The organism is Citrobacter sp. Cb041 (assembly GCF_030336655.1).
In the GTDB taxonomy this organism is placed as follows: Bacteria; Pseudomonadota; Gammaproteobacteria; order Enterobacterales; family Enterobacteriaceae; genus Citrobacter; species Citrobacter braakii.
In genome coordinates this window covers 36,529-59,625 of the sequence record NZ_JAOWDD010000038.1, presented here as the reverse complement: position 1 = coordinate 59,625, position 23,097 = coordinate 36,529, and the positions used below count along the sequence as shown (strand labels likewise).

At 54.6% G+C, this 23,097-nt stretch carries 17 protein-coding genes and 1 pseudogene; 11 read left to right on the top strand and 7 right to left on the bottom strand.

What is annotated here, in order from left to right; translation table 11 throughout:
- Positions 1–46: 46 nt before the first annotated feature.
- The 5 genes from mrcB (at position 47) to fhuB (ending at position 8,783) form a co-directional block, all read left to right on the top strand.
- Entirely contained in the window at positions 47–2,587 is a 2,541-nt protein-coding gene (gene mrcB, locus OGV52_RS11715; RefSeq protein WP_016151745.1) for a bifunctional glycosyl transferase/transpeptidase, read from the top strand.
- A 232-nt stretch (positions 2,588–2,819) separates the two neighbouring features.
- On the top strand, positions 2,820–5,069 hold the full coding sequence (fhuA, locus tag OGV52_RS11710) for a ferrichrome porin FhuA (protein WP_049269202.1): 2,250 nt from the start codon (positions 2,820–2,822) through the stop codon (positions 5,067–5,069).
- Positions 5,070–5,116: 47 nt separating this feature from the next.
- Entirely contained in the window at positions 5,117–5,914 is a 798-nt protein-coding gene (fhuC, locus tag OGV52_RS11705) for a Fe3+-hydroxamate ABC transporter ATP-binding protein FhuC (RefSeq protein WP_053389224.1), read from the top strand.
- Positions 5,914–6,804, top strand: a complete 891-nt coding sequence (gene fhuD / locus OGV52_RS11700; protein ID WP_019078397.1) for a Fe(3+)-hydroxamate ABC transporter substrate-binding protein FhuD — start codon at positions 5,914–5,916, stop codon at positions 6,802–6,804. The genes fhuC and fhuD overlap by 1 nt, the downstream gene beginning before the upstream one ends.
- A complete protein-coding gene (gene fhuB / locus OGV52_RS11695) occupies positions 6,801–8,783 on the top strand; it encodes a Fe(3+)-hydroxamate ABC transporter permease FhuB (RefSeq protein ID WP_137367174.1) in 1,983 nt (660 codons plus the stop codon). The genes fhuD and fhuB overlap by 4 nt, the downstream gene beginning before the upstream one ends.
- A 100-nt stretch (positions 8,784–8,883) precedes the next feature.
- Here the strand turns inward: fhuB and hemL are convergent, their stop codons facing one another.
- Entirely contained in the window at positions 8,884–10,164 is a 1,281-nt protein-coding gene (gene hemL / locus OGV52_RS11690; RefSeq protein ID WP_103766817.1) for a glutamate-1-semialdehyde 2,1-aminomutase, read from the bottom strand.
- A 168-nt stretch (positions 10,165–10,332) separates the two neighbouring features.
- Between hemL and clcA the strand changes: the two genes are divergently transcribed.
- From clcA to erpA, 3 genes and pseudogenes are all read left to right on the top strand, one after another.
- Positions 10,333–11,754 (top strand): H(+)/Cl(-) exchange transporter ClcA, encoded by a 1,422-nt coding sequence (gene clcA / locus OGV52_RS11685; protein WP_019078400.1) that lies wholly within the window; start codon positions 10,333–10,335, stop codon positions 11,752–11,754.
- A 23-nt stretch (positions 11,755–11,777) separates the two neighbouring features.
- A pseudogene (gene yadW, locus OGV52_RS11680) lies at positions 11,778–11,843 on the top strand (small protein YadW).
- Positions 11,836–12,180 (top strand): iron-sulfur cluster insertion protein ErpA, encoded by a 345-nt coding sequence (gene erpA, locus OGV52_RS11675; RefSeq protein WP_003018581.1) that lies wholly within the window; start codon positions 11,836–11,838, stop codon positions 12,178–12,180. The pseudogene yadW and the gene erpA overlap by 8 nt, the downstream one beginning before the upstream one ends.
- A gap of 119 nt (positions 12,181–12,299) precedes the next feature.
- Here erpA and OGV52_RS11670 read toward each other — a convergent pair whose 3' ends face one another.
- From OGV52_RS11670 to mtnN, 3 genes are read right to left on the bottom strand one after another with little or no spacing between them, the layout of a single operon-like run.
- Positions 12,300–12,923 carry a TRIC cation channel family protein gene (locus OGV52_RS11670; protein ID WP_006686772.1) on the bottom strand — a complete coding sequence of 208 codons (624 nt, stop codon included), beginning with the start codon at positions 12,921–12,923 and terminating at the stop codon, positions 12,300–12,302.
- Positions 12,924–12,960: 37 nt separating this feature from the next.
- A complete protein-coding gene (gene btuF, locus OGV52_RS11665) occupies positions 12,961–13,761 on the bottom strand; it encodes a vitamin B12 ABC transporter substrate-binding protein BtuF (protein ID WP_016155723.1) in 801 nt (266 codons plus the stop codon).
- Positions 13,754–14,452, bottom strand: a complete 699-nt coding sequence (gene mtnN / locus OGV52_RS11660) for a 5'-methylthioadenosine/S-adenosylhomocysteine nucleosidase (RefSeq protein ID WP_016151752.1) — start codon at positions 14,450–14,452, stop codon at positions 13,754–13,756. Before mtnN ends, btuF begins: the two co-directional genes overlap by 8 nt.
- An 83-nt stretch (positions 14,453–14,535) precedes the next feature.
- Between mtnN and dgt the strand changes: the two genes are divergently transcribed.
- From dgt to cdaR, 3 genes are all read left to right on the top strand, one after another.
- Positions 14,536–16,053, top strand: coding sequence for a dGTPase (dgt, locus tag OGV52_RS11655; RefSeq protein ID WP_046275348.1), 1,518 nt, complete (start codon positions 14,536–14,538; stop codon positions 16,051–16,053).
- 129 nt (positions 16,054–16,182) lie between these two features.
- Positions 16,183–17,616: a serine endoprotease DegP gene (gene degP, locus OGV52_RS11650; protein WP_287108544.1), complete on the top strand. Its 1,434-nt coding sequence runs from the start codon at positions 16,183–16,185 to the stop codon at positions 17,614–17,616.
- 148 nt (positions 17,617–17,764) lie between these two features.
- On the top strand, positions 17,765–18,922 hold the full coding sequence (cdaR, locus tag OGV52_RS11645) for a DNA-binding transcriptional regulator CdaR (RefSeq protein WP_016151755.1): 1,158 nt from the start codon (positions 17,765–17,767) through the stop codon (positions 18,920–18,922).
- 42 nt (positions 18,923–18,964) lie between these two features.
- Here cdaR and OGV52_RS11640 read toward each other — a convergent pair whose 3' ends face one another.
- From OGV52_RS11640 to glnD, 3 genes are all read right to left on the bottom strand, one after another.
- Positions 18,965–19,351 (bottom strand): DUF3461 family protein, encoded by a 387-nt coding sequence (locus OGV52_RS11640; protein WP_003018562.1) that lies wholly within the window; start codon positions 19,349–19,351, stop codon positions 18,965–18,967.
- A gap of 109 nt (positions 19,352–19,460) precedes the next feature.
- Positions 19,461–20,285, bottom strand: a complete 825-nt coding sequence (dapD, locus tag OGV52_RS11635; RefSeq protein ID WP_003829186.1) for a 2,3,4,5-tetrahydropyridine-2,6-dicarboxylate N-succinyltransferase — start codon at positions 20,283–20,285, stop codon at positions 19,461–19,463.
- A 31-nt stretch (positions 20,286–20,316) separates the two neighbouring features.
- Complete coding sequence (glnD, locus tag OGV52_RS11630; protein WP_016151756.1) at positions 20,317–22,989, bottom strand: bifunctional uridylyltransferase/uridylyl-removing protein GlnD; 2,673 nt, start codon at positions 22,987–22,989, stop codon at positions 20,317–20,319.
- Between the last annotated feature and the right edge of the window lie 108 nt (positions 22,990–23,097).

The following is a 23,097-nucleotide window of genomic DNA, read 5'->3' as shown; positions in this document are numbered from 1 at the left end:
GAACAGAGAATCGGGCCCTTGCGCCTGAATGTTGCGGAGAAAAAGCATGGCCGGGAATGACCGCGAGCCAATTGGACGTAAAGGGAAACCCTCGCGTCCGGTGAAACAAAAGGTGAGCCGTCGTCAACTCAGAGATGAAGAGTATGACGACGATTATGATGATGATGACTATGAGGATGAAGAACCGATGCCGCGTAAGGGTAAAGGCAAAGGGCGTAAGCCTCGTGGTAAACGCGGCTGGTTCTGGCTGCTGGTAAAACTGTCGATTGTTTTTTTGGTGCTGATCGCCATTTACGGCGTTTATCTGGACCAAAAAATCCGCAGCCGTATAGATGGTAAAGTCTGGCAGCTTCCTGCGGCAGTATATGGCCGTATGGTTAACCTTGAGCCAGAAATGCCGATCGGCAAGAACGAGATGGTGAAACTGCTGGAGGCTACGCAGTATCGTCAGGTGACGAAGATGACGCGCCCTGGCGAATTCACCGTGCAGGCGAAAAGCATCGAGATGATCCGTCGTCCGTTTGATTTTCCGGACAGTAAAGAAGGGCAGGTGCGCGCGCGTCTGACCTTTGATGGCGACCATCTGGATACCATCGAGAATATGGATAACAACCGCCAGTTCGGTTTCTTCCGTCTCGATCCGCGGCTGATTACCATGCTCTCTTCGCCTAACGGTGAGCAGCGCCTGTTTGTCCCGCGCAGTGGATTCCCGGATCTGCTGGTGGACACGCTGCTGGCGACCGAAGATCGTCACTTCTATGAGCATGACGGTATCAGCCTCTATTCCATTGGCCGCGCGGTGCTGGCGAACCTGACGGCGGGGCGCACGGTACAAGGGGCCAGTACGCTGACCCAGCAACTGGTGAAAAACCTGTTCCTGTCCAGCGAACGTTCCTACTGGCGTAAGGCCAACGAAGCCTATATGGCGCTGATCATGGATGCGCGTTACAGCAAAGACCGCATTCTTGAGCTGTACATGAACGAAGTCTATCTCGGTCAAAGCGGTGACAATGAGATCCGCGGCTTCCCGCTGGCGAGCCTCTACTACTTTGGCCGTCCGGTGGAAGAGCTGAGCCTCGACCAGCAGGCGCTGCTGGTAGGGATGGTTAAAGGGGCGTCAATCTATAACCCGTGGCGTAACCCGAAGCTGGCACTGGAGCGTCGTAACCTGGTGCTGCGTTTACTACAACAGCAGCAGATTATCGACCAAGATCTGTATGACATGCTGAGCGCGCGTCCGTTAGGCGTACAGCCGCGTGGTGGGGTGATCTCACCGCAGCCCGCCTTTATGCAGATGGTGCGCCAGGAGCTACAGGCGAAGCTGGGCGATAAAGTTAAAGACCTCTCCGGCGTGAAGATTTTCACCACCTTTGATTCCGTGGCGCAGGACGCTGCAGAAAAAGCGGCGGTGGAAGGTATTCCGGTGCTGAAGAAACAACGTAAGCTGAGCGATCTGGAAACCGCGATTGTGGTGGTTGACCGCTTTAGCGGCGAAGTGCGTGCCATGGTCGGTGGGGCAGAACCGCAGTTCGCTGGTTATAACCGTGCGATGCAGGCGCGTCGTTCGATTGGTTCTTTGGCTAAACCAGCGACCTATCTGACCGCGCTCAGCCAGCCGAAGCTGTATCGTCTGAATACCTGGATTGCCGATGCCCCGATTGCGCTGCGCCAGCCTAACGGCCAGGTGTGGTCGCCGCAGAACGATGACCGTCGCTATAGCGAAAGCGGAAAAGTGATGCTGGTGGATGCGTTAACGCGCTCAATGAACGTGCCAACGGTAAATCTGGGGATGGCGCTGGGCCTGCCTGCCGTCACCGATACCTGGCTGAAGCTGGGCGCGCCGAAAGATCAGCTTAACCCGGTTCCGGCCATGCTGCTGGGGGCGTTGAATCTGACGCCGATCGAAGTGGCGCAGGCGTTCCAGACTATCGCCAGCGGCGGGAACCGCGCGCCGCTGTCGGCGCTGCGTTCGGTGATTGCCGAAGATGGTACGGTGCTGTATCAGAGCTTCCCGCAGGCCGAGCGTGCCGTTCCGGCGCAGGCGGCGTATATGACGCTGTGGACCATGCAACAGGTGGTTCAGCGTGGTACGGGGCGTCAGCTTGGCGCGAAATATCCTGGGCTTCATCTGGCAGGGAAAACCGGGACCACTAACAACAACGTGGATACCTGGTTTGCCGGGATCGACGGCAGCCAGGTAACCATCACCTGGGTGGGCCGTGATAACAACCAGCCAACCAAGCTGTACGGTGCCAGCGGTGCGATGTCGATTTATCAGCGTTATCTGGCTAACCAGACGCCAACACCGCTGGTGCTGACGCCGCCGGAAGATGTGGTGGATATGGGCGTGGACTACGACGGTAACTTCGTTTGTAGCGGGGGGATGCGTACGCTTCCGGTATGGACTACCGATCCTGATTCGCTGTGTCAGCAGGGTGAAATGATGCAACAGCCGACCGGGAATCCGTTCGATCAGTCAACGCCGCAGCAGCAGCCTCAACAGCAGCAGCAACAACCGGCTCAGCAGGAGAAGAAAGATAGCGACGGTGTCGCTGGCTGGATAAAGGATATGTTCGGCAGTAACTGATATTGCTCAAAACCCGCTTCGGCGGGTTTTTCTTCTTTGGTCCATTCTCAGGGCCGAATAACATTCCAGCCTAATTTATTAACCCTTTCTTTTCATCTGGTTATTTCTTAACCCCTCAGTTTTAGTAGGGACGCGTATTGCTTGCTATCTCGCCAGAGTTTCGAATATTATGCTGCCGTTATAATAATAATTCTCGTTTACGTTATCATTCACTTTCATCAGAGAAATACCAATGGCGCGTCTTAAAACTGCTCAGCCAAGTTCATCGCTGCGTAAAATCGCAGTAGTGGTAGCCACAGCGGTTAGCGGCATGTCTGTCTATGCACAGGCGGCGGTTGACCCGAAAGAAGAAACCATCACCGTAACTGCTGCACCTGCCGCACAAGAAAGCGCATGGGGGCCAGCGGCAACCATCGCCGCACGACAGTCTGCTACGGCGACCAAAACCGACACCCCGATTCAAAAAGTTCCTCAGTCTATTTCAGTTGTCACCGCCGAAGAGATGGCGTTGCATCAGCCGAAATCAGTTAAAGAGGCGCTCAGCTATACGCCTGGTGTAGCCGTAGGTACCCGCGGCGCGTCTAACACCTATGACTACCTGATTATTCGCGGATTTGCCGCCGACGGCCAAAGTCAGAATAACTATCTGAATGGCCTGAAGATGCAGGGGAACTTCTACAACGATGCGGTAATCGACCCGTATATGCTGGAACGCGCTGAAGTGATGCGCGGTCCGGTTTCCGTTCTTTACGGAAAGAGTAACCCTGGCGGCTTGTTGAACATGGTCAGCAAACGCCCGACCACAGAGCCGTTAAAAGAAATTCAGTTCAAGATGGGCACTGACAGCCTGTTCCAGACCGGTTTTGACTTCAGCGATGCGCTGGATGACGATGGTGTGTACTCATACCGCCTGACCGGCCTGGCGCGTTCCGCGAATGCGCAGCAGCAGGGCGCGGAAGAACAACGCTACGCCATCGCGCCATCGTTCACATGGCGTCCGGATGATAAAACGAACTTTACCTTCCTCTCCTACTTCCAGAACGAGCCGGAAACTGGCTATTACGGCTGGTTGCCGAAAGAGGGGACGGTGACTGAGCTGCCGAACGGCAAGCGTCTGCCTACCGATTTCAACGAAGGTGCGAACAACAATACCTACTCTCGTAACGAGAAGATGGTGGGCTACAGCTTCGACCACGAATTTAACGACACCTTTACCGTGCGTCAGAACCTGCGTTACGCGCAAAACAAGGTTTCGCAGAACAGCGTGTATGGCTACGGTATGTGCTCTGACCCGCTCTATACAAAAGATCCGGCTAACAGTCCTTGCGCCAGCGTTCCTCAGTCCGAGTGGGCTCACACGCTGACTCGTCAGTATGTTGACGATAATGAGAAATTGCAGAACTTCGCTGTTGATACCCAGTTGCAGAGCAAATTCGCTACCGGTTCCGTGGATCACACATTGCTGACCGGCGTTGACTATATGCGGATGCGTAACGATATCAACTCCTGGTTTGGTTGGGCTGGTTCGGTAGCGCCTTCAGATATTTATAACCTTGATCGCAGCGACTTTGATTTTGGGGCACATACTGGACCGGGCGCTCCCTACCGAGTTCTGAATAAACAGGAACAAACGGGCCTGTACGCTCAGGATCAGATGCAGTGGGATAAGGTGCTGGTCACTCTGGGCGGTCGTTACGACTGGGCTAAGCAGGACTCACTGAACCGTGTTTCTGGCGTGCTGGATTCGCGTGATGACAGACAGTTCACCTGGCGTGGCGGTGTTAACTACCTGTTCGACAACGGTGTGACCCCGTATTTCAGCTACAGCGAATCGTTTGAACCTAGTTCTCAGGTCGGGGAAAGCGGTAATATCTTTACTCCATCTAAAGGTAAGCAGTACGAAGCGGGCGTGAAGTATGTGCCGAGCGATCGTCCGATCGTGATCACCGGTGCTGTTTACCAGTTGACCAAAACCAACAACCTGATGGCCGACCCGAACGGATCATTCTGGTCAGTTGAAGGTGGTGAAATTCGCTCACGTGGTGTGGAAATTGAAGCGAAAGCGGCGCTGTCTGCCAGCGTTAACGTGGTCGGTTCTTATACCTATACCGATGCGGAATACACCACTGACACCAACTACAAAGGTAACACGCCTGCTCAGGTGCCAAAACATATGGCATCACTGTGGGGGGATTACACCCTTTATGACGGTGCGCTTTCCGGGCTGACGTTGGGTACGGGTGTTCGTTATACTGGCTCCAGCTATGGCGATCCGGCAAACTCCTTCAAAGTGGGAAGCTATACGCTGGTGGATGCGTTAGTACGTTACGATCTGGCGCGCGTCGGCATGGCGGGTTCCAACGTGGCGCTGCATGTGAACAACCTGTTTGACCGTGAGTACGTCGCCAGCTGCTTCAATACCTATGGCTGCTTCTGGGGCGCAGAACGTCAGGTCGTTGCAACCGCAACCTTCCGTTTCTAATTTCTTTTTGGGCACGCTTTGCGTGCCCGTTTTACAAGTTGGCTGCTATGCAGGAAAACAGATCCCATCCCGACACCACTTTCGCGTTGCGTAATGTCTCCTTTCGTGTGCCTGGCCGCACGCTTTTGCATCCTCTCTCATTAACTTTTCCGGTGGGGAAAGTGACCGGCCTTATCGGACACAACGGGTCCGGAAAATCGACGTTATTGAAAATGCTGGGACGTCATCAGCCGCCATCGGAAGGTGAAATCCTGCTCGACGAACAGCCGCTGGAGAACTGGGGCAGTAAAGCGTTTGCCCGCAAGGTCGCCTATCTGCCGCAGCAGTTGCCTCAGGCCGAAGGGATGACGGTGCGTGAACTGGTGGCGATTGGCCGCTATCCGTGGCACGGGGCGCTGGGACGTTTTGGCGTTGCCGACAGAGAGAAAGTAGAAGAAGCTATTTCGTTGGTCGGCTTAAAACCGCTGGCGCACCGCCTGGTGGATAGCCTGTCCGGCGGAGAACGCCAACGTGCGTGGATTGCCATGCTGGTGGCGCAGGACAGCCGCTGTCTGCTGCTTGATGAGCCGACTTCCGCGCTGGATATCGCTCATCAGGTTGACGTGCTGGCGCTGGTGCATCGCTTAAGCCAGCAGCGTGGGCTAACGGTGATTGCGGTGCTGCATGATATCAACATGGCGGCCCGCTACTGCGATTACTTAGTTGCGCTGCGCGGTGGTGAAATGATTGCGCAAGGAACGCCTGCTGAACTGATGCGCAGTGAAACTCTGGAACAGATTTACGGTATCCCGATGGGCATTTTGCCGCATCCGGCCGGTGCCGCACCCGTGAGTTTTGTCTATTAATGATTGAATTACATCATATTACCCGTCGGCGTCTGCTTACGGCGATGGCGCTCTCGCCGCTGCTGTGGCGGATGAATACGGCGTCCGCCGCAGCGATTGATCCGCAGCGTATTGTGGCGCTGGAATGGCTGCCGGTAGAGCTGTTGCTGGCGCTGGGTATTACGCCGTATGGCATTGCGGATATCCCTAACTACAAGCTGTGGGTCAGTGAGCCACCTCTACCGGACTCGGTGATTGATGTCGGGCTACGCACGGAACCCAATCTCGAACTGCTGACCGAAATGAAACCCTCGTTTCTGCTCTGGTCGGCAGGCTATGGTCCTTCCCCTGAAAAGCTGGCGCGTATTGCACCTGGTCGGGGATTTAACTTCAGCGACGGTAAAAAACCTCTGGTCGTTGCGCGACAATCGCTGCAGGAAATGGCGCAATTGTTCAATCTGCAGGCCTCTGCTGAACGCCATCTGACTGAGTACGATCGTTTTATTGCCAGCCTGAAGCCGCGCTTCATTCAACGCGGTGCGCGCCCTGTGCTTCTCACCTCCCTGCTTGATTCGCGGCATATGCTGGTGTTTGGCCCAAACAGCCTGTTTCAGGACGTGCTGGACGAATATGGGATCCCCAACGCCTGGCAGGGAGAGACAAACTTTTGGGGCAGCACTGCCGTGAGTATTGACCGTCTGGCTGCTTTTCAGGATGTCGATGTATTGTGCTTTGATCACGGCAACGATAAAGAGATGGCTGCACTGATGTCTACGCCGTTGTGGCAGGCGATGCCCTTTGTTCGCAGTGGACGTTTTCAGCGCGTGCCGGCCGTCTGGTTCTATGGCGCAACGCTATCGGCCATGCATTTTGCCCGCATTCTGGATAATGCGCTGGGAGGCAAAGCGTGAGTAAACGTATCGCGCTGTTCCCCATTCTCCTGCTGACGGTTCTGTTTGTTGCCGCCTGTTGGCTCACATGGGTTAACTTCTCCGTTGCGCTACCGCGCAGCCAATGGCAACAGGCTATCTGGTCACCGGATATCGATGCCATTAAACAGATGGTTTTCCACTACAGCCTGCTGCCGAGGCTGGCGATTTCGCTGTTGGTCGGGGCCGGGCTGGGACTGGTCGGCGTATTGTTTCAGCAGGTGCTGCGTAACCCACTGGCGGAGCCAACCACGCTAGGCGTTGCGACCGGTGCGCAGTTGGGCATTACCGTCACGACGCTGTGGGCTATTCCCGGTGCGCTCACCACGCAATTTGCTGCGCTGGCAGGTGCTTGTGTCGTTGGGGCGCTGGTGTTTGGCGTCGCCTGGGGCAAACGTCTTTCTCCGGTGACGTTAATCCTTGCCGGACTGGTGGTCAGCCTGTACTGCGGGGCGATTAACCAGTTGATGGTTATCTTCCATCACGATCAACTGCAAAGCATGTTTTTATGGAGCAGCGGCACGCTAACCCAAACCGACTGGAGCGGCGTACAGCGACTGTGGCCACAGCTGCTGGGCGGCGTGATGCTGACTCTGCTGCTGTTGCGTCCAATGACGCTGATGGGACTGGATGACGGCGTGGCGCGTAACCTCGGTCTGGCGTTGTCGCTGGCGCGCCTGGCGGCCTTATCGCTGGCGATTGTCATCAGCGCCTTGCTGGTTAACGCGGTTGGGATTATCGGCTTTATTGGCCTCTTTGCACCGCTGCTGGCGAAAATGCTCGGCGCGCGGCGTCTGTTGGCGCGTCTGATGCTGGCCCCGCTGATTGGTGCGTTGATCCTCTGGCTCTCTGACCAAATCATTCTGTGGCTGACCCGCGTATGGATGGAGGTCTCTACCGGTTCGGTGACTGCGCTGATTGGTGCGCCATTGCTGCTGTGGTTGTTGCCGCGCCTTAGAAGTATGAGCGCACCGGATATGAATGCCAGCAACCGTATCGCCGCGGAGCGTCAGAATGTACTGATGTTTGCGCTGGCGGGCGGGGTGGTTTTGCTGCTGACTCTGGTGGTGGCGCTGTCGTTTGGCCGCGATGCGCACGGCTGGACATGGGCCAGTGGCGCGATGCTGGATGAACTGATGCCCTGGCGCTGGCCACGTATTCTGGCGGCGTTGATTGCCGGGGTGATGCTGGCGGTAGCGGGCTGTATTATTCAGCGTCTGACCGGAAACCCAATGGCTAGCCCGGAAGTTCTGGGCATTAGCTCCGGCGCGGCATTTGGCGTGGTGTTAATGCTGTTTCTGGTCCCCGGAAATGCCTTTGGCTGGCTGCTGCCCGCAGGGAGCCTCGGGGCTGCGGTCACCTTGCTTATCATTATGATTGCCGCCGGGCGCGGTGGTTTTTCGCCGCACCGTATGCTGCTGGCAGGGATGGCGCTCAGTACGGCGTTTACTATGTTGTTGATGATGCTGCAGGCCAGTGGCGATCCGCGTATGGCGGGCGTGCTGACCTGGATCTCCGGCTCAACCTATAACGCGACGGGCGAACAGGTACTGCGCACCGGGATTGTGATGGTTATCCTGCTGGCGCTGACGCCGCTGTGCCGTCGTTGGCTGACGATTTTACCGCTCGGCGGCGATACGGCGCGTGCGGTGGGTATGGCGATCACGCCGTCACGCGTAGGGTTACTGCTGTTGGCTGCGGGGCTAACGGCGACAGCAACCATGACCATTGGACCGTTGAGTTTTGTCGGGCTGATGGCTCCGCATATTGCCCGAATGATGGGTTTTCGTCGCGCGATGCCGCATATGCTGATTTCGGCGCTGGCGGGAGGTGTGCTGCTGGTCTTTGCTGACTGGTGCGGCAGGATGGTGCTGTTTCCGTATCAGATCCCGGCAGGATTACTGTCGACGTTTATTGGCGCGCCGTACTTTATCTATCTCCTACGTAAGCAGAGTCGCTGAGGTTAATCTCTTCCATTTAGGCTGCGTCGCCATCCGGCAATAAAAAAGCCGGGTGGCGGCTTCGCCTTACCCGGCCTACGTTATTTCTGGACGTTCTCTTTTACAATTTCGCAAACACCCGGCGCGCGGCGTCGATGGTGTTATTGATATCGTTTTCACTGTGCGCGACGGACATAAAGCCCGCTTCGAAGGCGGACGGCGCCAGGTAAATCCCTTCATCCAGCATCATGTGGAAGAAACGCTTGAAGCGTTCAACGTCGCATGCCATCACATCCTGATAGCAGGTCACGGTTTCTGCATCGGTGAAGAAAATCCCGAACATCCCGCCCACATGGTTAACCACCAGCGGAATATTCGTCTCTTCGGCGGCTTCCAGCAGACCTTCCGCCAGACGCGTCGTCAGTTCGTTCAGCGTTTCATGAATACCTGGCTGGGCCACTTCGTTCAGACAAGCAAAACCTGCTGCCATCGCAATCGGGTTACCTGAAAGCGTACCCGCCTGATAAACCGGACCGGTTGGCGCCAGCGCGTCCATCACATCACGGCGACCGCCGAATGCGCCAACGGGCATCCCGCCACCGATGATTTTGCCAAGGCAGGTCAGATCCGGAACGACGCCGTAATAATCCTGCGCACCGGCCAGCGCCACGCGGAAACCGGTCATGACTTCATCGATGATCAACAGTGCGCCAAACTCATCACACAGGGCACGCAGGCCCGGCAGGAATTCTGGCAGCGGCGGGATGCAGTTCATGTTGCCTGCGACCGGCTCAACGATAATGCAGGCGATCTCCTGCGGATACTGTTCAAATGCCGCACGAACTGAAGAGAGATCGTTGTAGGTGCAGGTCAGGGTGTGTTTCGCAAAATCGGCTGGAACGCCCGGGGAGTTTGGCTGACCCAGCGTTAACGCGCCGGAACCAGCTTTAACCAGCAGGCAGTCGGCATGACCGTGATAGCAGCCTTCAAATTTGATGATCTTATCGCGACCGGTGAAACCGCGCGCCAGACGGATTGCGCTCATCGTCGCTTCCGTACCGGAGTTCACCATACGCACCATATCCATGGTCGGCACAAGTTCAGTGACCAGCTCCGCCATTTTCACTTCCATCTCGGTCGGCGCGCCGAAGCTTAAACCGCGCTCCGCGGCTTCAATCACCGCATTGCGAATTGCCGGGTGGTTATGGCCCAGTACCATCGGTCCCCAGGAACCGACGTAATCGACATAGGCTTTACCATCGACATCGTACAGATACGCGCCGTCCGCTTTTTCGATAAACAGCGGAGTACCACCCACGCCAGTAAAGGCGCGAACGGGGGAGTTAACGCCGCCAGGGATAAGTTCGCGTGCTGCGCTGTAGAGATTTTCAGACTTACTCATGGATGGGGTCCTGGTTCGTAGAAAAAGTAAATGCCCGCTATTCTAGTTATTCAGAGAAGGTTATGAAAGTTTTACGCATTTGAAACAATGCGATTTGCAGGGGATTTTCGTGAAATGTGCGAGTAGAATGCCGATTCCGTATTTGTATTACCAATTAATGATCATCTGATGAAGACTGACTCTCCCTCTTTTGAAGCACAACAAATTGTGCGTTTACGCCGCAGGGATCAAATCCGTCGACTCCTGGAACGCGACAAAACGCCGCTGGCGATCCTGTTGATGGCCGCCGTTGTCGGTACCGTGACGGGGCTTGTTGGCGTGGCATTTGAGAAAGCGGTGACCTGGGTGCAAAATCAGCGCATTGGCGCCCTGGCCCAGGTTGCGGACCATGCCATTCTGCTGTGGCCGCTGGCGTTTATTCTCTCTGCATTGCTGGCGATGGTCGGCTATTTTCTGGTTCGTAAATTTGCGCCGGAAGCGGGAGGCTCGGGGATCCCTGAGATTGAAGGCGCGCTGGAAGAGCTACGACCTGTGCGCTGGTGGCGTGTTCTGCCGGTGAAATTTATTGGCGGCATGGGCACGCTGGGAGCCGGTATGGTGCTCGGGCGAGAAGGGCCGACCGTACAGATAGGCGGGAACATTGGGCGCATGGTGCTGGATATTTTCCGCATGCGCAGCGCCGAAGCGCGACATACCCTGCTGGCCACCGGTGCGGCTGCGGGTTTGTCGGCGGCGTTTAATGCGCCTCTGGCGGGGATCCTGTTCATTATTGAAGAGATGCGCCCGCAGTTTCGCTATAACCTCGTCTCGATCAAAGCCGTGTTTACCGGCGTTATTATGTCGAGCATTGTGTTTCGTGTGTTCAACGGTGAAGCACCGATTATTGAAGTCGGGAAGCTGTCTAATGCACCGGTAAATACGCTGTGGCTGTATCTTGTACTCGGGCTTATTTTTGGCTGTGTCGGGCCGTTGTTCAACACCATGGTGTTGCGTACCCAGGATATGTTCCAGCGCTTCCACGGCGGTGAAATTAAAAAATGGGTGCTGATGGGTGGCGCGATTGGTGGCCTGTGCGGGATCCTGGGATTAATTAAACCGGAAGCGGCAGGCGGCGGGTTTAACCTGATTCCTATCGCCGCGGCGGGTAATTTTAGCGTCGGTTTACTGCTGTTTATATTTATTACCCGGGTGATCACCACGCTGCTGTGCTTCTCGTCCGGCGCGCCCGGTGGGATTTTTGCCCCGATGCTGGCGCTGGGTACGTTACTTGGCACCGCGTTCGGTATGGCCGCGGCGGCCTCTTTTCCACAGTATCATCTGGAGGCCGGAACCTTTGCCATTGCCGGAATGGGGGCTTTGCTGGCGGCTTCGGTACGTGCACCACTAACCGGTATTGTACTGGTGCTGGAGATGACCGATAACTATCAGCTCATTTTGCCAATGATTATTACCTGCCTTGGCGCAACACTATTAGCCCAATTTATGGGTGGAAAGCCGCTATACTCGACTATCCTTGCCCGCACGCTGGCAAAACAGGAAGCGGAGCAGGCGGCAAAAAGCCAGAGTACTGCCGCTGGCGAGAATACTTGAACGAAATACCAGGGTATTAGATAATGGCCTTAACCATTGGGTTATAATTTGCCCAATTGCCAATGTCGTTTGGAGCAAAATATGAGTGATGACGTAGCGCTGCCACTGCAATTTACTGAAGCAGCAGCCAATAAAGTAAAAAGCCTGATCGCTGACGAAGATAACCCGAATCTGAAATTACGCGTGTATATCACCGGCGGTGGTTGCAGCGGTTTCCAGTACGGTTTCACCTTTGATGATCAGGTGAACGATGGTGATATGACCATTGAGAAACAAGGTGTGGGTCTGGTGGTTGATCCGATGAGCCTGCAATATCTGGTGGGCGGCGCGGTTGACTATACCGAAGGTCTGGAAGGTTCCCGCTTCGTTGTGACTAACCCCAATGCGAAAAGCACCTGCGGGTGTGGTTCTTCTTTCAGCATCTGATTGCTGCCTGTAATACCGATGGTCTGATGGTGTAGGCCCGGTAAGCGTAGCGCCACCGGGCAATGTGCCGGTTGGCGGCGTAAACGCCTTATCCGGCCTACATGTTCTGCATCATCACATCAACGCCCGTTATCATCCAGAGCAAACGTCGGCAATTTCAAATGCCAGCGAATGGCGGCAAGCCTAATCAGCAGGGTGACGATCATCCCCATCATACTGGCGTTTTCCAGCGATACATTAAAGGTATAAAACGCTGTCGCATGCACGATCCCGCCGATAATACATGCCGTGGCGTAGATTTCGGTGCGCAGAATCATCGGGACTTCACGAGCTAACACATCGCGAATGATCCCGCCGCCGACGCCGGTAATCACCCCCATACAGATCGCCACCAGGGGGCCCGTCCCTGCGAGAAATGCTTTATTGACGCCAATCCCCACGAACACCGCCAGGCCAACGGCATCCAGCACCGGAAGGATCCACTTCGGTAAACGTCGTGGCTGACGTACCAGCAGGATTGTCAGCATGCTGGTGATCATTGCCACCACCAGATCGGTGGGATCCTTAACCCAAAAAACCGGCCCATGATCCAGCGCCATATCGCGGATCGTTCCGCCGCCAACGGCGGTAACCACCCCGAGGACCAGGACGCCAAACGGGTCCATACGCAATTTTCCGGCCAGTAAGACGCCAGAGATAGCAAATACCGCGGTGCCGACAATATCCAGCCAATAGACGAGCATGTTTAAATCCTCACAACAGACCTGGTGGGGGCAGGCGCTAATTTATCTGTGAAAGCGCATTACAGAGTTGTTTTGCGGCGAGGATAATACGCGGGCTCGCGCGTTCGAACCAGTCACTATTAAGTGTAATAATGGGTATTTTTAGCTGGTTTCCCCAGTATTGTTCAATTTTCAGAGTTTCGCCTGGCCCTCCGGTTGCAACAATAGCCTGGGGCGCTCGTGCCAGGACCTGCTCACGGCTAACCTGTGGCCAGGGGACCCGACTGCCGGCAAAGATGTTTTCTCCACCGCATACCTCAAGAACTTCGTGCTGAATGGAGCCTTTTCCACTGGTAAACAGAGGATTTGCGCCAAACTGGAGAAACACGCGTTTTTTCGGTTTGTTGGCATACCGAGATTTTAGTAAAGCATAGTCATCAAGCATGGTTTGCGCCGCCTGTTTTGCCTGCTCAGGCTTTGGGCTCCACGCTGCCAGCTGGCGGAGCGCATCGGCGACCTGCTCGATGGTTACGGCGTCCACCCAGATGACCTTAATTCCCAGGGCGGTCAGCTGATTCACCTGCCGCTCAGCATTTCCCCCGCGCCAGGCGACGACTAAATCCGGTTTAAGCGCCACAATGCGTTCAAGGTTCATACCTTGCCAGGTGGAAACCTCCTCGATATTTTTGGCCGCTGGCGGGTAGTTTGAGTAGCTACTGACGCCTACGGGTGTAATGCCGGCGGCAAAGGCGAGTTCGGTATTGGCTGGAGAAAGCGTCACAACACGCGGTGCGGCGTACAGGAACGCCGGAAGAGTGAAAAGCAGGGCGACCAGCGCCCTGGAGAGTAATTTAGCCATGCGCCAGTTTCTGTACCAGCGTTTCAACCATCAGGCTTGACTGTTTCGCGGCAACAACCAGGAACTCGTCAAAGCTGAGATGGGACTGCTGATCGGCGACGTCAGAGATGGCGCGAACCACGACAAACGGCACATTGAAGTTATGGCAAACGTGCGCAATCGCGGTCGCTTCCATCTCAACGGCAATGGCCTGCGGGAAGTTATGCTTAATTTTAGCCAGACCCACGGAGCCATTAATGAAGGCATCGCCGCTGACGATAAGTCCGCGAACGGCGTTCAGATTGAGTTGCGCAATGCAGGATTCTGCTGCAGCAATCAGCGCAGGATCGGCTTTAAAACCAGCCGGGCAGCCCGGTAACTGACCAAATTCATAGCCAAAGGCGGTAACGTCGGCATCGTGATAGCGCGCTTCGTCAGAAACCACGATATCGCCGACTTTCAGCGTAGAGGCCAGGCCGCCCGCGGAACCGGTGTTAATGATGGCATCCGGCTTGCAGCGTTCAAGCAGCAGCGTAGCGCCCAGCGCCGCCGCCACTTTACCGATACCTGATTTCAGTAGCGCAACCTCTGTACCGTTCAGTTGGCCGGTGTAAATTTCACAACCGCCGAGAGAGAGGGTCTGACGGTTTTCGATTTTGTCACGCAGCAGCGTAACTTCTTCTTCCATTGCACCAATGATGCCGATTTTCATAGATTTACTCGCGATAAGCCAGATTTGAGGGCATAGTCTATCATGCGCTTAAGGGGTAGCGCATTTCTCAGGCGGGAGAGGATATGGTACAGATCGATTTCCGAAAAAAAATAAACTGGCATCGTCGTTACCGTTCGCCGCAGGGCGTGAAGACGGAGCATGAGATCCTGCGTATTTTCGAAAGCGATCGTGGACGTATTATCAATTCTCCGGCTATTCGCCGACTGCAACAAAAAACCCAGGTCTTTCCGCTGGAGCGTAACGCGGCGGTGCGCACGCGGCTGACGCACTCGATGGAAGTTCAGCAAGTTGGGCGCTATATCGCTAAAGAGATCCTCAGCCGACTGAAAGAACTAAAACTGCTGGAGCAGTATGGTCTGGATGAACTGACGGGACCGTTTGAGAGTATTGTCGAAATGTCGTGCCTGATGCATGACATTGGCAATCCGCCGTTTGGTCATTTTGGTGAAGCGGCGATTAATGACTGGTTCCGCCAGCGGCTGTATCCCGCCGACGCGGAAAGTCAGCCCCTCAGCGACGACCGCTGCCTGGTGGCGGCGTTACGTTTGCGCGAAGGCGAAGAGTCGCTGAATGATATTCGCCGTAAGGTGCGTCAGGACCTGTGCCATTTTGAAGGTAATGCCCAAGGTATTCGTCTGGTGCATACTTTGATGCGTATGAATCTTACCTGGGCCCAGGTTGGTGGTATTTTAAAATATACCCGTCCGGCGTGGTGGCGTGGAAGTACGCCTACGACGCATAACTATTTAATGAAGAAACCGGGCTATTACCTTTCTGAAGAACCGTATATTGAACGGTTACGTAAAGAATTATCATTAGCGCCTTACAGTCGCTTTCCATTAACCTGGATTATGGAAGCTGCCGATGATATCTCTTATTGCGTGGCCGACCTGGAAGATGCCGTTGAGAAAAGAATCTTTAGCGTCGAGCAACTTTATCACCATCTGCATGAGGCGTGGGGGCACCACGAAAAAGGTTCCCTGTTTAGCCAGGTTGTTGAGAATGCCTGGGAGAAATCACGGTCAAATACATTAAGCCGGAGCACGGAAGATCAGTTCTTTATGTATTTACGCGTCAATACGCTGAATAAACTGGTGCCGTATGCAGCCCAGCGGTTTATTGATAATTTACCGCAGGTTTTTGACGGCAGCTTTAATCACGCGCTGTTAGAAGATGCCAGTAGCTTTAGTCAGTTGCTGGGGGTCTATAAAAATGTGGCGGTAAAACACGTATTTAGTCATCCGGACGTTGAGCAGTTGGAATTGCAGGGGTATCGGGTGATCAGCGGGTTGCTGGAGATCTATCAGCCTTTATTAAAAATGTCCCAGTCAGATTTTACTGAGCTGGTCGACAATGAAAGAGTTAAACGTTTTCCTATCGAATCACGATTATTTCAGAAGTTGTCTACTCGCCATCGCCTTGCTTATGTCGAGGCGGTTAGTAAAATATCAACGGGTTGCGCTGAGTTTTCGGTAATGGAATATTATTATCGCTGCCGGCTGATTCAGGATTATATCAGCGGGATGACCGATCTGTATGCCTGGGATGAATATCGTCGCTTGATGGCCGTAGAACAATAAATACTCATTTGTAAAGACGGCCAATAAAATTTTACTTTTTCCTTAAACTCAATTCTGGAACTTAGCGTTATAAAACGACTCTGACGTATACAGCAATTTTGCGTTACCTGTTAATCGAGAACGAAACACATGAAAAAAACCACATTAGCAATGAGTGCACTGGCTCTGAGTTTAGGTTTGGCGTTGTCCCCCCTGTCTGCCACAGCGGCTGAGACGTCGTCTTCAGCAATGACCGCCCAACAGATGCCAAGCCTGGCCCCGATGCTCGAAAAAGTGATGCCATCGGTGGTAAGCATTAACGTCGAGGGGAGCACGACGGTAAATACGCCGCGTATGCCGCGTAATTTCCAGCAGTTCTTCGGTGATAATTCACCATTCTGCCAGGACGGTTCACCGTTCCAGAGTTCACCGTTCTGCCAGGGCGGCGCACCGGGCGCTGACAACGGCGGCGGCCAGCAGCAGAAATTTATGGCGCTGGGTTCCGGCGTAATTATTGATGCCGCGAAAGGGTATGTCGTGACCAACAACCACGTGGTGGATAACGCCACGGTGATTAAGGTTCAGTTGAGCGATGGCCGTAAATTTGATGCGAAGATCGTGGGTAAAGATCCGCGCTCCGATATCGCGCTGATCCAAATTCAGGATCCGAAAAACCTGACGGCGATTAAGCTGGCAGATTCCGACGCGCTGCGTGTGGGTGATTACACCGTAGCAATTGGTAACCCGTTTGGCCTCGGTGAGACCGTGACCTCCGGTATTGTTTCTGCGCTGGGCCGTAGCGGCCTGAACGCGGAAAACTACGAAAACTTTATTCAGACGGATGCCGCGATCAACCGGGGTAACTCCGGTGGCGCACTGGTCAACCTGAACGGTGAGCTGATCGGTATTAACACCGCGATCCTTGCGCCGGACGGCGGTAACATCGGTATCGGCTTTGCAATCCCGAGCAACATGGTGAAAAACCTGACGTCGCAGATGGTTGAGTTTGGTCAGGTTAAACGCGGTGAGCTGGGTATTATGGGTACCGAGCTGAGCTCTGAGCTGGCGAAAGCGATGAAAGTTGATGCTCAGCGTGGCGCATTTGTCAGCCAGGTGATGCCGAACTCTTCCGCAGCGAAAGCAGGTATTAAAGCCGGGGATGTGATTACCTCCCTGAACGGTAAACCGATCAGCAGCTTCGCCGCCCTGCGTGCGCAGGTGGGTACGATGCCGGTAGGCAGCAAAATTAACCTTGGTCTGTTGCGTGACGGTAAACCGGTCACTGTGAATCTGGAACTGCAGCAGAGCAGCCAGACTCAGGTTGATTCCAGCTCTATCTTCAAAGGCATTGAAGGGGCTGATATGAGCAACAAAGGCCAGGACAAAGGGGTCGTGGTCAGCGAGGTGAAAGCGAATTCTCCGGCTGCACGGATTGGCCTGAAGAAAGGGGATGTGATTATCGGTGCGAACCAGCAGCCGGTGAAAAATATCGCCGAACTGCGCAAAATCCTCGACAGCAAACCGGCTGTACTGGCGCTGAACATTCAGCGTGGTGACAACTCCATCTATCTGTTGATGCAGTAATCTCACTAAACCCCTTCCTGCACAGGAAGGGGTTTCTTTTTGTGATACTTCCCACAACTCCATACTTCTCCCTCTCGCTTTGTGCAGTTGCACAATGCCGCCGCTTATTATCTTCCCTATGCTTGAGCTCTGCTCACAGGAGGGGTTTATGGCTGGCTGGCATCTTGATACCAAAATGGCGCAGGATATCGTAGCGCGAACCATGCGCATCATTGATACCAATATCAACGTAATGGATGCCCGCGGGCGGATCATTGGCAGCGGCGATCGCGAACGAATTGGTGAATTGCACGAAGGCGCGCTGCTGGTGCTTTCGCAAGGTCGGGTGGTCGATATTGACGATGCGGTAGCCCGGCATTTACATGGTGTGCGTCAGGGGATAAACCTGCCGCTGCGTCTGGAAGGCGAAATCGTTGGCGTTATCGGTCTTACTGGCGAGCCGGAACATCTGCGCAAGTATGGCGAACTGGTGTGCATGACCGCCGAAATGATGCTGGAACAGTCGCGTCTGATGCATCTGTTAGCGCAGGATAGCCGTCTGCGTGAAGAGCTGGTGATGAACCTGATTCAGGCGGAAGAGAATACCCCGGCACTGATGGAATGGGCACAGCGATTGGGCATTGATTTGAACCAGCCGCGCGTGGTGGCGGTAGTGGAGGTCGACAGCGGTCAGCTTGGCGTTGATAGTGCGATGGCGGAGCTACAGCAATTGCAGAACGCGTTGACTACACCCGAACGTAATAATCTGATTGCGATTGTTTCTCTGACCGAGATGGTGGTGCTGAAACCAGCGCTCAATCAGTTTGGCCGCTGGGACGCTGAAGATCATCGCAAGCGCGTTGAGCAACTCATTGCCCGCATGAAAGAGAATGGACAACTGCGTTTTCGCGTGTCGCTGGGCAACTATTTTACCGGGCCCGGCAGCATTGCCCGTTCGTATCGTACGGCGCGCACCACCATGATGGTCGGCAAGCAGCGGATGCCGGAAAGCCGGAGCTATTTCTATCAGGACTTGATGCTGCCGGTGCTGCTGGACAGCCTGCGCGGCGGCTGGCAGGCCAATGAGCTGGCGCGCCCGCTGGTAAGGCTGAAAGCGATGGATAACAACGGTTTGCTGCGTCGAACATTATCGGCATGGTTTCGACATAACGTTCAGCCGCTGGCGACCTCAAAAGCATTGTTTATTCACCGCAATACGCTGGAGTATCGCCTGAACCGTATTTCAGAGCTGACCGGGCTGGATCTGGGGAATTTTGACGATCGACTGCTGCTGTATGTGGCGTTGCAGCTGGATGAGCAGCATTGATTAATTGCCTGATAAGCGTAGCGCTATCAGGCAACAATCGACTTATTTGCGCGTCAGTTTTTCCAGATCGGCTTCAATCTCGCTGATCTTGTTGGTCACGACGCTTTCCAGGTGACGTAAATCATCGAGGATCTTGCGTTTAAGATCGACTTCGCTGCGATCTCTCTGGCAGATCTGATCCAGTTCGTCGATCACGTAGCGCAGGTTGGGACTGATCTCCTGCACTTCTTTGTAACCCTGACCGACGCCATCGGCGACAACCGTTTTACGCTGACGGGGATATTTGAACTTCACGCTCTTGGCAAAAAACTCGCCTTTATCCTTCTGGAAATAGATTTTCAGGATATCGTTGTTGGCTTCTTGCCGCAGGCTGTAACGATCGATCTCTTCAGGATTAGTAATGCCCAGACTTTTCAGATTGTCATACATAGCGGTACCCTTAAGCTCACTATAACCATTGAATAATTAACGAAAAGCCTTGTTTATGCCACTCGCAGATGTAAAAAAAGCGGGCTAAGCCCGCTTTTTCAAATCGCTGTTAGTCGATGGTGCGTAACAGTTCGTTGATTCCCACTTTGCCACGCGTTTTGGCATCGACTTTCTTCACAATCACCGCGCAGTACAGGCTGTATTTGCCATCTTTCGACGGCAGGTTGCCGGAGACGACCACGGAGCCAGCCGGAACGCGGCCGTAATGCACTTCGCCGGTTTCGCGATCGTAAATACGGGTGCTCTGGCCGATATACACACCCATGGAGATGACGGAGCCTTCTTCGACGATCACGCCTTCAACCACTTCAGAGCGCGCGCCGATGAAGCAGTTGTCTTCGATGATGGTCGGGTTAGCCTGCAACGGTTCCAGTACGCCGCCGATACCAACGCCACCAGACAGGTGTACATTCTTACCGATTTGCGCACAGGAACCCACTGTCGCCCAGGTATCAACCATCGTACCTTCATCAACATAAGCGCCGATGTTCACGTAAGACGGCATCAGCACGGTGTTACGGGCGATAAACGCGCCCTGACGCACTGCCGCAGGCGGAACCACGCGGAAACCTTCTTTCTGGAAGCGCGCTTCGTCGTAGTTGGCGAATTTCATCGGCACTTTATCGAAGTAACGGCTTTCCGCACCCTCGATAACCTGATTATCGTTAATACGGAAAGAGAGCAGGACCGCCTTTTTCAGCCACTGATGCGTGACCCACTGACCCTCAATCTTTTCTGCGACGCGCAGTGCACCGGAATCCAGTAAAGAAATAACCTGATTCACCGCTTCGCGGGTTACGGTATCTACATTTGCCGGAGTAATGTCGGCACGGCGCTCGAAAGCGGACTCAATAACGTTCTGTAACTGCTGCATTGTTAAACTCTTTCCATAATAAATAAAAACATTACCCTTTATCGTTTGGATTGAGGGCCTCTGTCAACCGTTGATGCACTTCCTGCTGCAGCTCATTATTAAGGGCGCGCCGGTCGGCGGTGGCGATTATGAATAAATCTTCTACTCGCTCGCCAATAGTTGTAATTCGGGCGCCATGCAGCGAAATTCCCAGATCGGCAAAAATCTGCCCGACCCGCGCCAGCAGTCCTGGCTGGTCGAGAGCGATAAGCTCAAGAAATGATTTTCGGTCGGTATGGGTCGGCAGAAAAGTGACCTCGGTATCGACGGTAAAGTGACGTAATTTTGCCGGCTGGCGACGCGGTTGCGGCGGCTGCCAGCTACGCTGGGTGATCGCCTGTTCCAGCCCAAAACGGATCGCTTCGTGTCGGTCTGACGACAGCGGGCTACCGTCTGGTTCCAGCACAATGAACGTATCCATCGCCATCCCATCGCGGGTGGTGAAAATCTGCGCATCGTGGACGCTAAGGTTGCGCCTGTCCAGTTCGGCGCAGACGGCAGCAAACAGGTAAGGGCGGTCAGGGCTCCAGATGAAAATTTCCGTCCCGCCTCGCGTGGCCTGCGGGCTGAGCAGGATCAGCGGCTTGCTGAGATCGTGTTGCAGCAGATGACGTGCATGCCAGGCCAACTGATTTGGGCTGTGACGTACGAAATAGTTGGCGCGACAGCGCGACCAGATATGGTGTAGCGCTTCTTCATCAATGTTGTCCATGCGCAGTAGCGCCAGCGCCTGAAGCTGATGATGGCGTACGCGCTCACGCATATCCGGCGTGTTTTGCATCCCGCGCCGTAACTGTTTCTCCGTCGCGAAGTACAGCTCGCGCAGCAAGCTTTGCTTCCAGCTATTCCACAGCGTTTCGTTGGTGGCGCAAATATCTGCGACGGTCAGGCACACCAAAAAGCGCAGACGATGTTCCGTTTGCACCTCTTCGGCGAATTGCTTAATGACTTCGGGATCCTGAATATCGCGGCGTTGAGCGGTAACCGACATCAGCAAATGCTGGCGCACCAGCCACACGATCAGTTGCGTTTCGCGGGAGTTCAGACCGTGCAGTTCGGCGAATTTGAGCACATCCTGGGCGCCGAGAACCGAGTGATCGCCGCCGCGACCTTTGGCGATATCGTGGAACAGCGCGGCAATCAGAATCAGCTCCGGCTGTCGTAGACGCGGCCACAGATCCACGCACAGCGGATGGCGCTGACGGGTCTCTTCGTTAGCAAAACTTTCCAGCTTGAGCATTACGCGAATGGTGTGTTCATCCACCGTATAGGCATGAAACAGGTCAAACTGCATTTGGCCGACAATATGCGACCATTGCGGCATATAGGCCCACAACACGCTGTGGCGATGCATAGGCAGCAGGCCGCGACTCACCGCGCCCGGATGGCGCAACATACTGAGAAACAGCGAACGCGCTTCCGGGATGTAGCACAGCGGCTGCGTTAAATGACGGCGGGCATGACGTAAATGGCGCAGCGTAGTGGAGTAAATTCCGCTGATCGCGCTATTACGCACCATGATGTAAAACATCCGCAATATTGCTTCGGGTTTGCGAATAAACAGGTCGTCGTCGCGCAAATCAATCAACGTGCCGCGCAGTTGAAAGTCGTCATCAATCGGACGTGGTTTTTCATCGGCGGGCAGGGCGAGGATCGCCTCGTCGAACAGTTGCAACAGCATGTGGTTCAGTTCGCTGACCCGCCGTGTGACGCGGAAATAGTCTTTCATCATCCGCTCGATAGGCTCGTTGCCTTCACCGCCGTAGTTCAGGCGTTGCGCCACGCTGAGCTGACGATCAAACAGCAGACGGTTGTCGTAACGACTAACGACCAGATGCAGGGCAAAGCGAATGCGCCACAGGATATGCAAACATTCATTCAGCTCGGCACGTTCTGCCTGCGTCAAAAAGCCGAAACCGACCATTTCATCCAGTGAGGTGGCGCCAAAATGGCGGCGGGCCACCCATTGCAGGGTATGAATATCGCGCAGGCCGCCGGGGCTACTTTTGATATCCGGCTCCAGGTTGTAGCTGGTGCCGTGATAGCGCTGGTGGCGCTGATTCTGCTCTTCAACTTTGGCTGCGTAAAACTTATCGGACGGCCAGAAACCTTCGCTAAAAATATGCTTTTGTAGCTCAAGAAACAGCGCCACATCACCAATCAGCAGGCGCGTTTCAATCAGGTTGGTGGCGACGGTTAAATCTGACAATCCTTCCAGCAGACACTCTTCCAGCGTGCGCACGCTGTGCCCAACCTCGAGCCTCACGTCCCATAGCAGCGTTAACAGTTCGCCAACTTTTTCGGCCTGCGCGTCTGGTAGCTTTTTACGACTCAGGATCAGCAGGTCAATATCGGAAAGCGGATGCAGTTCGCCGCGCCCGTAACCGCCAACGGCAACCAGCGCCAGGTCGGCAATTTGACCGAAACCGGCTTCAATCCACAGACGTTGCAGTAACTGGTCAATAAATTCGGTGCGGGCCTCAATCAGCTGCTCTGCGGAAATCCCGCTGTCAAACGCGTCACCTAACCAGTGCTGGAAAGTGTCGATATGCGCTTTAATGCCGGGGCAGTTGAGATCGTGCTGCGGCCAGGTTCCGGGGTTCTGCGGTTGGCCTGGCAGGGTAGGGAGGGCAGTATTTGCGTGTTGTTCAGGAAGAGTATTCATTATGCGCCACCCATTAAAAAAGCCGGATGACGGCGTGAACGCCTTACCCGGCCTACGAAGTAGTACAATTTGTAGGCCTGATAAGATGCGGGTGCATCGCCATCAGGC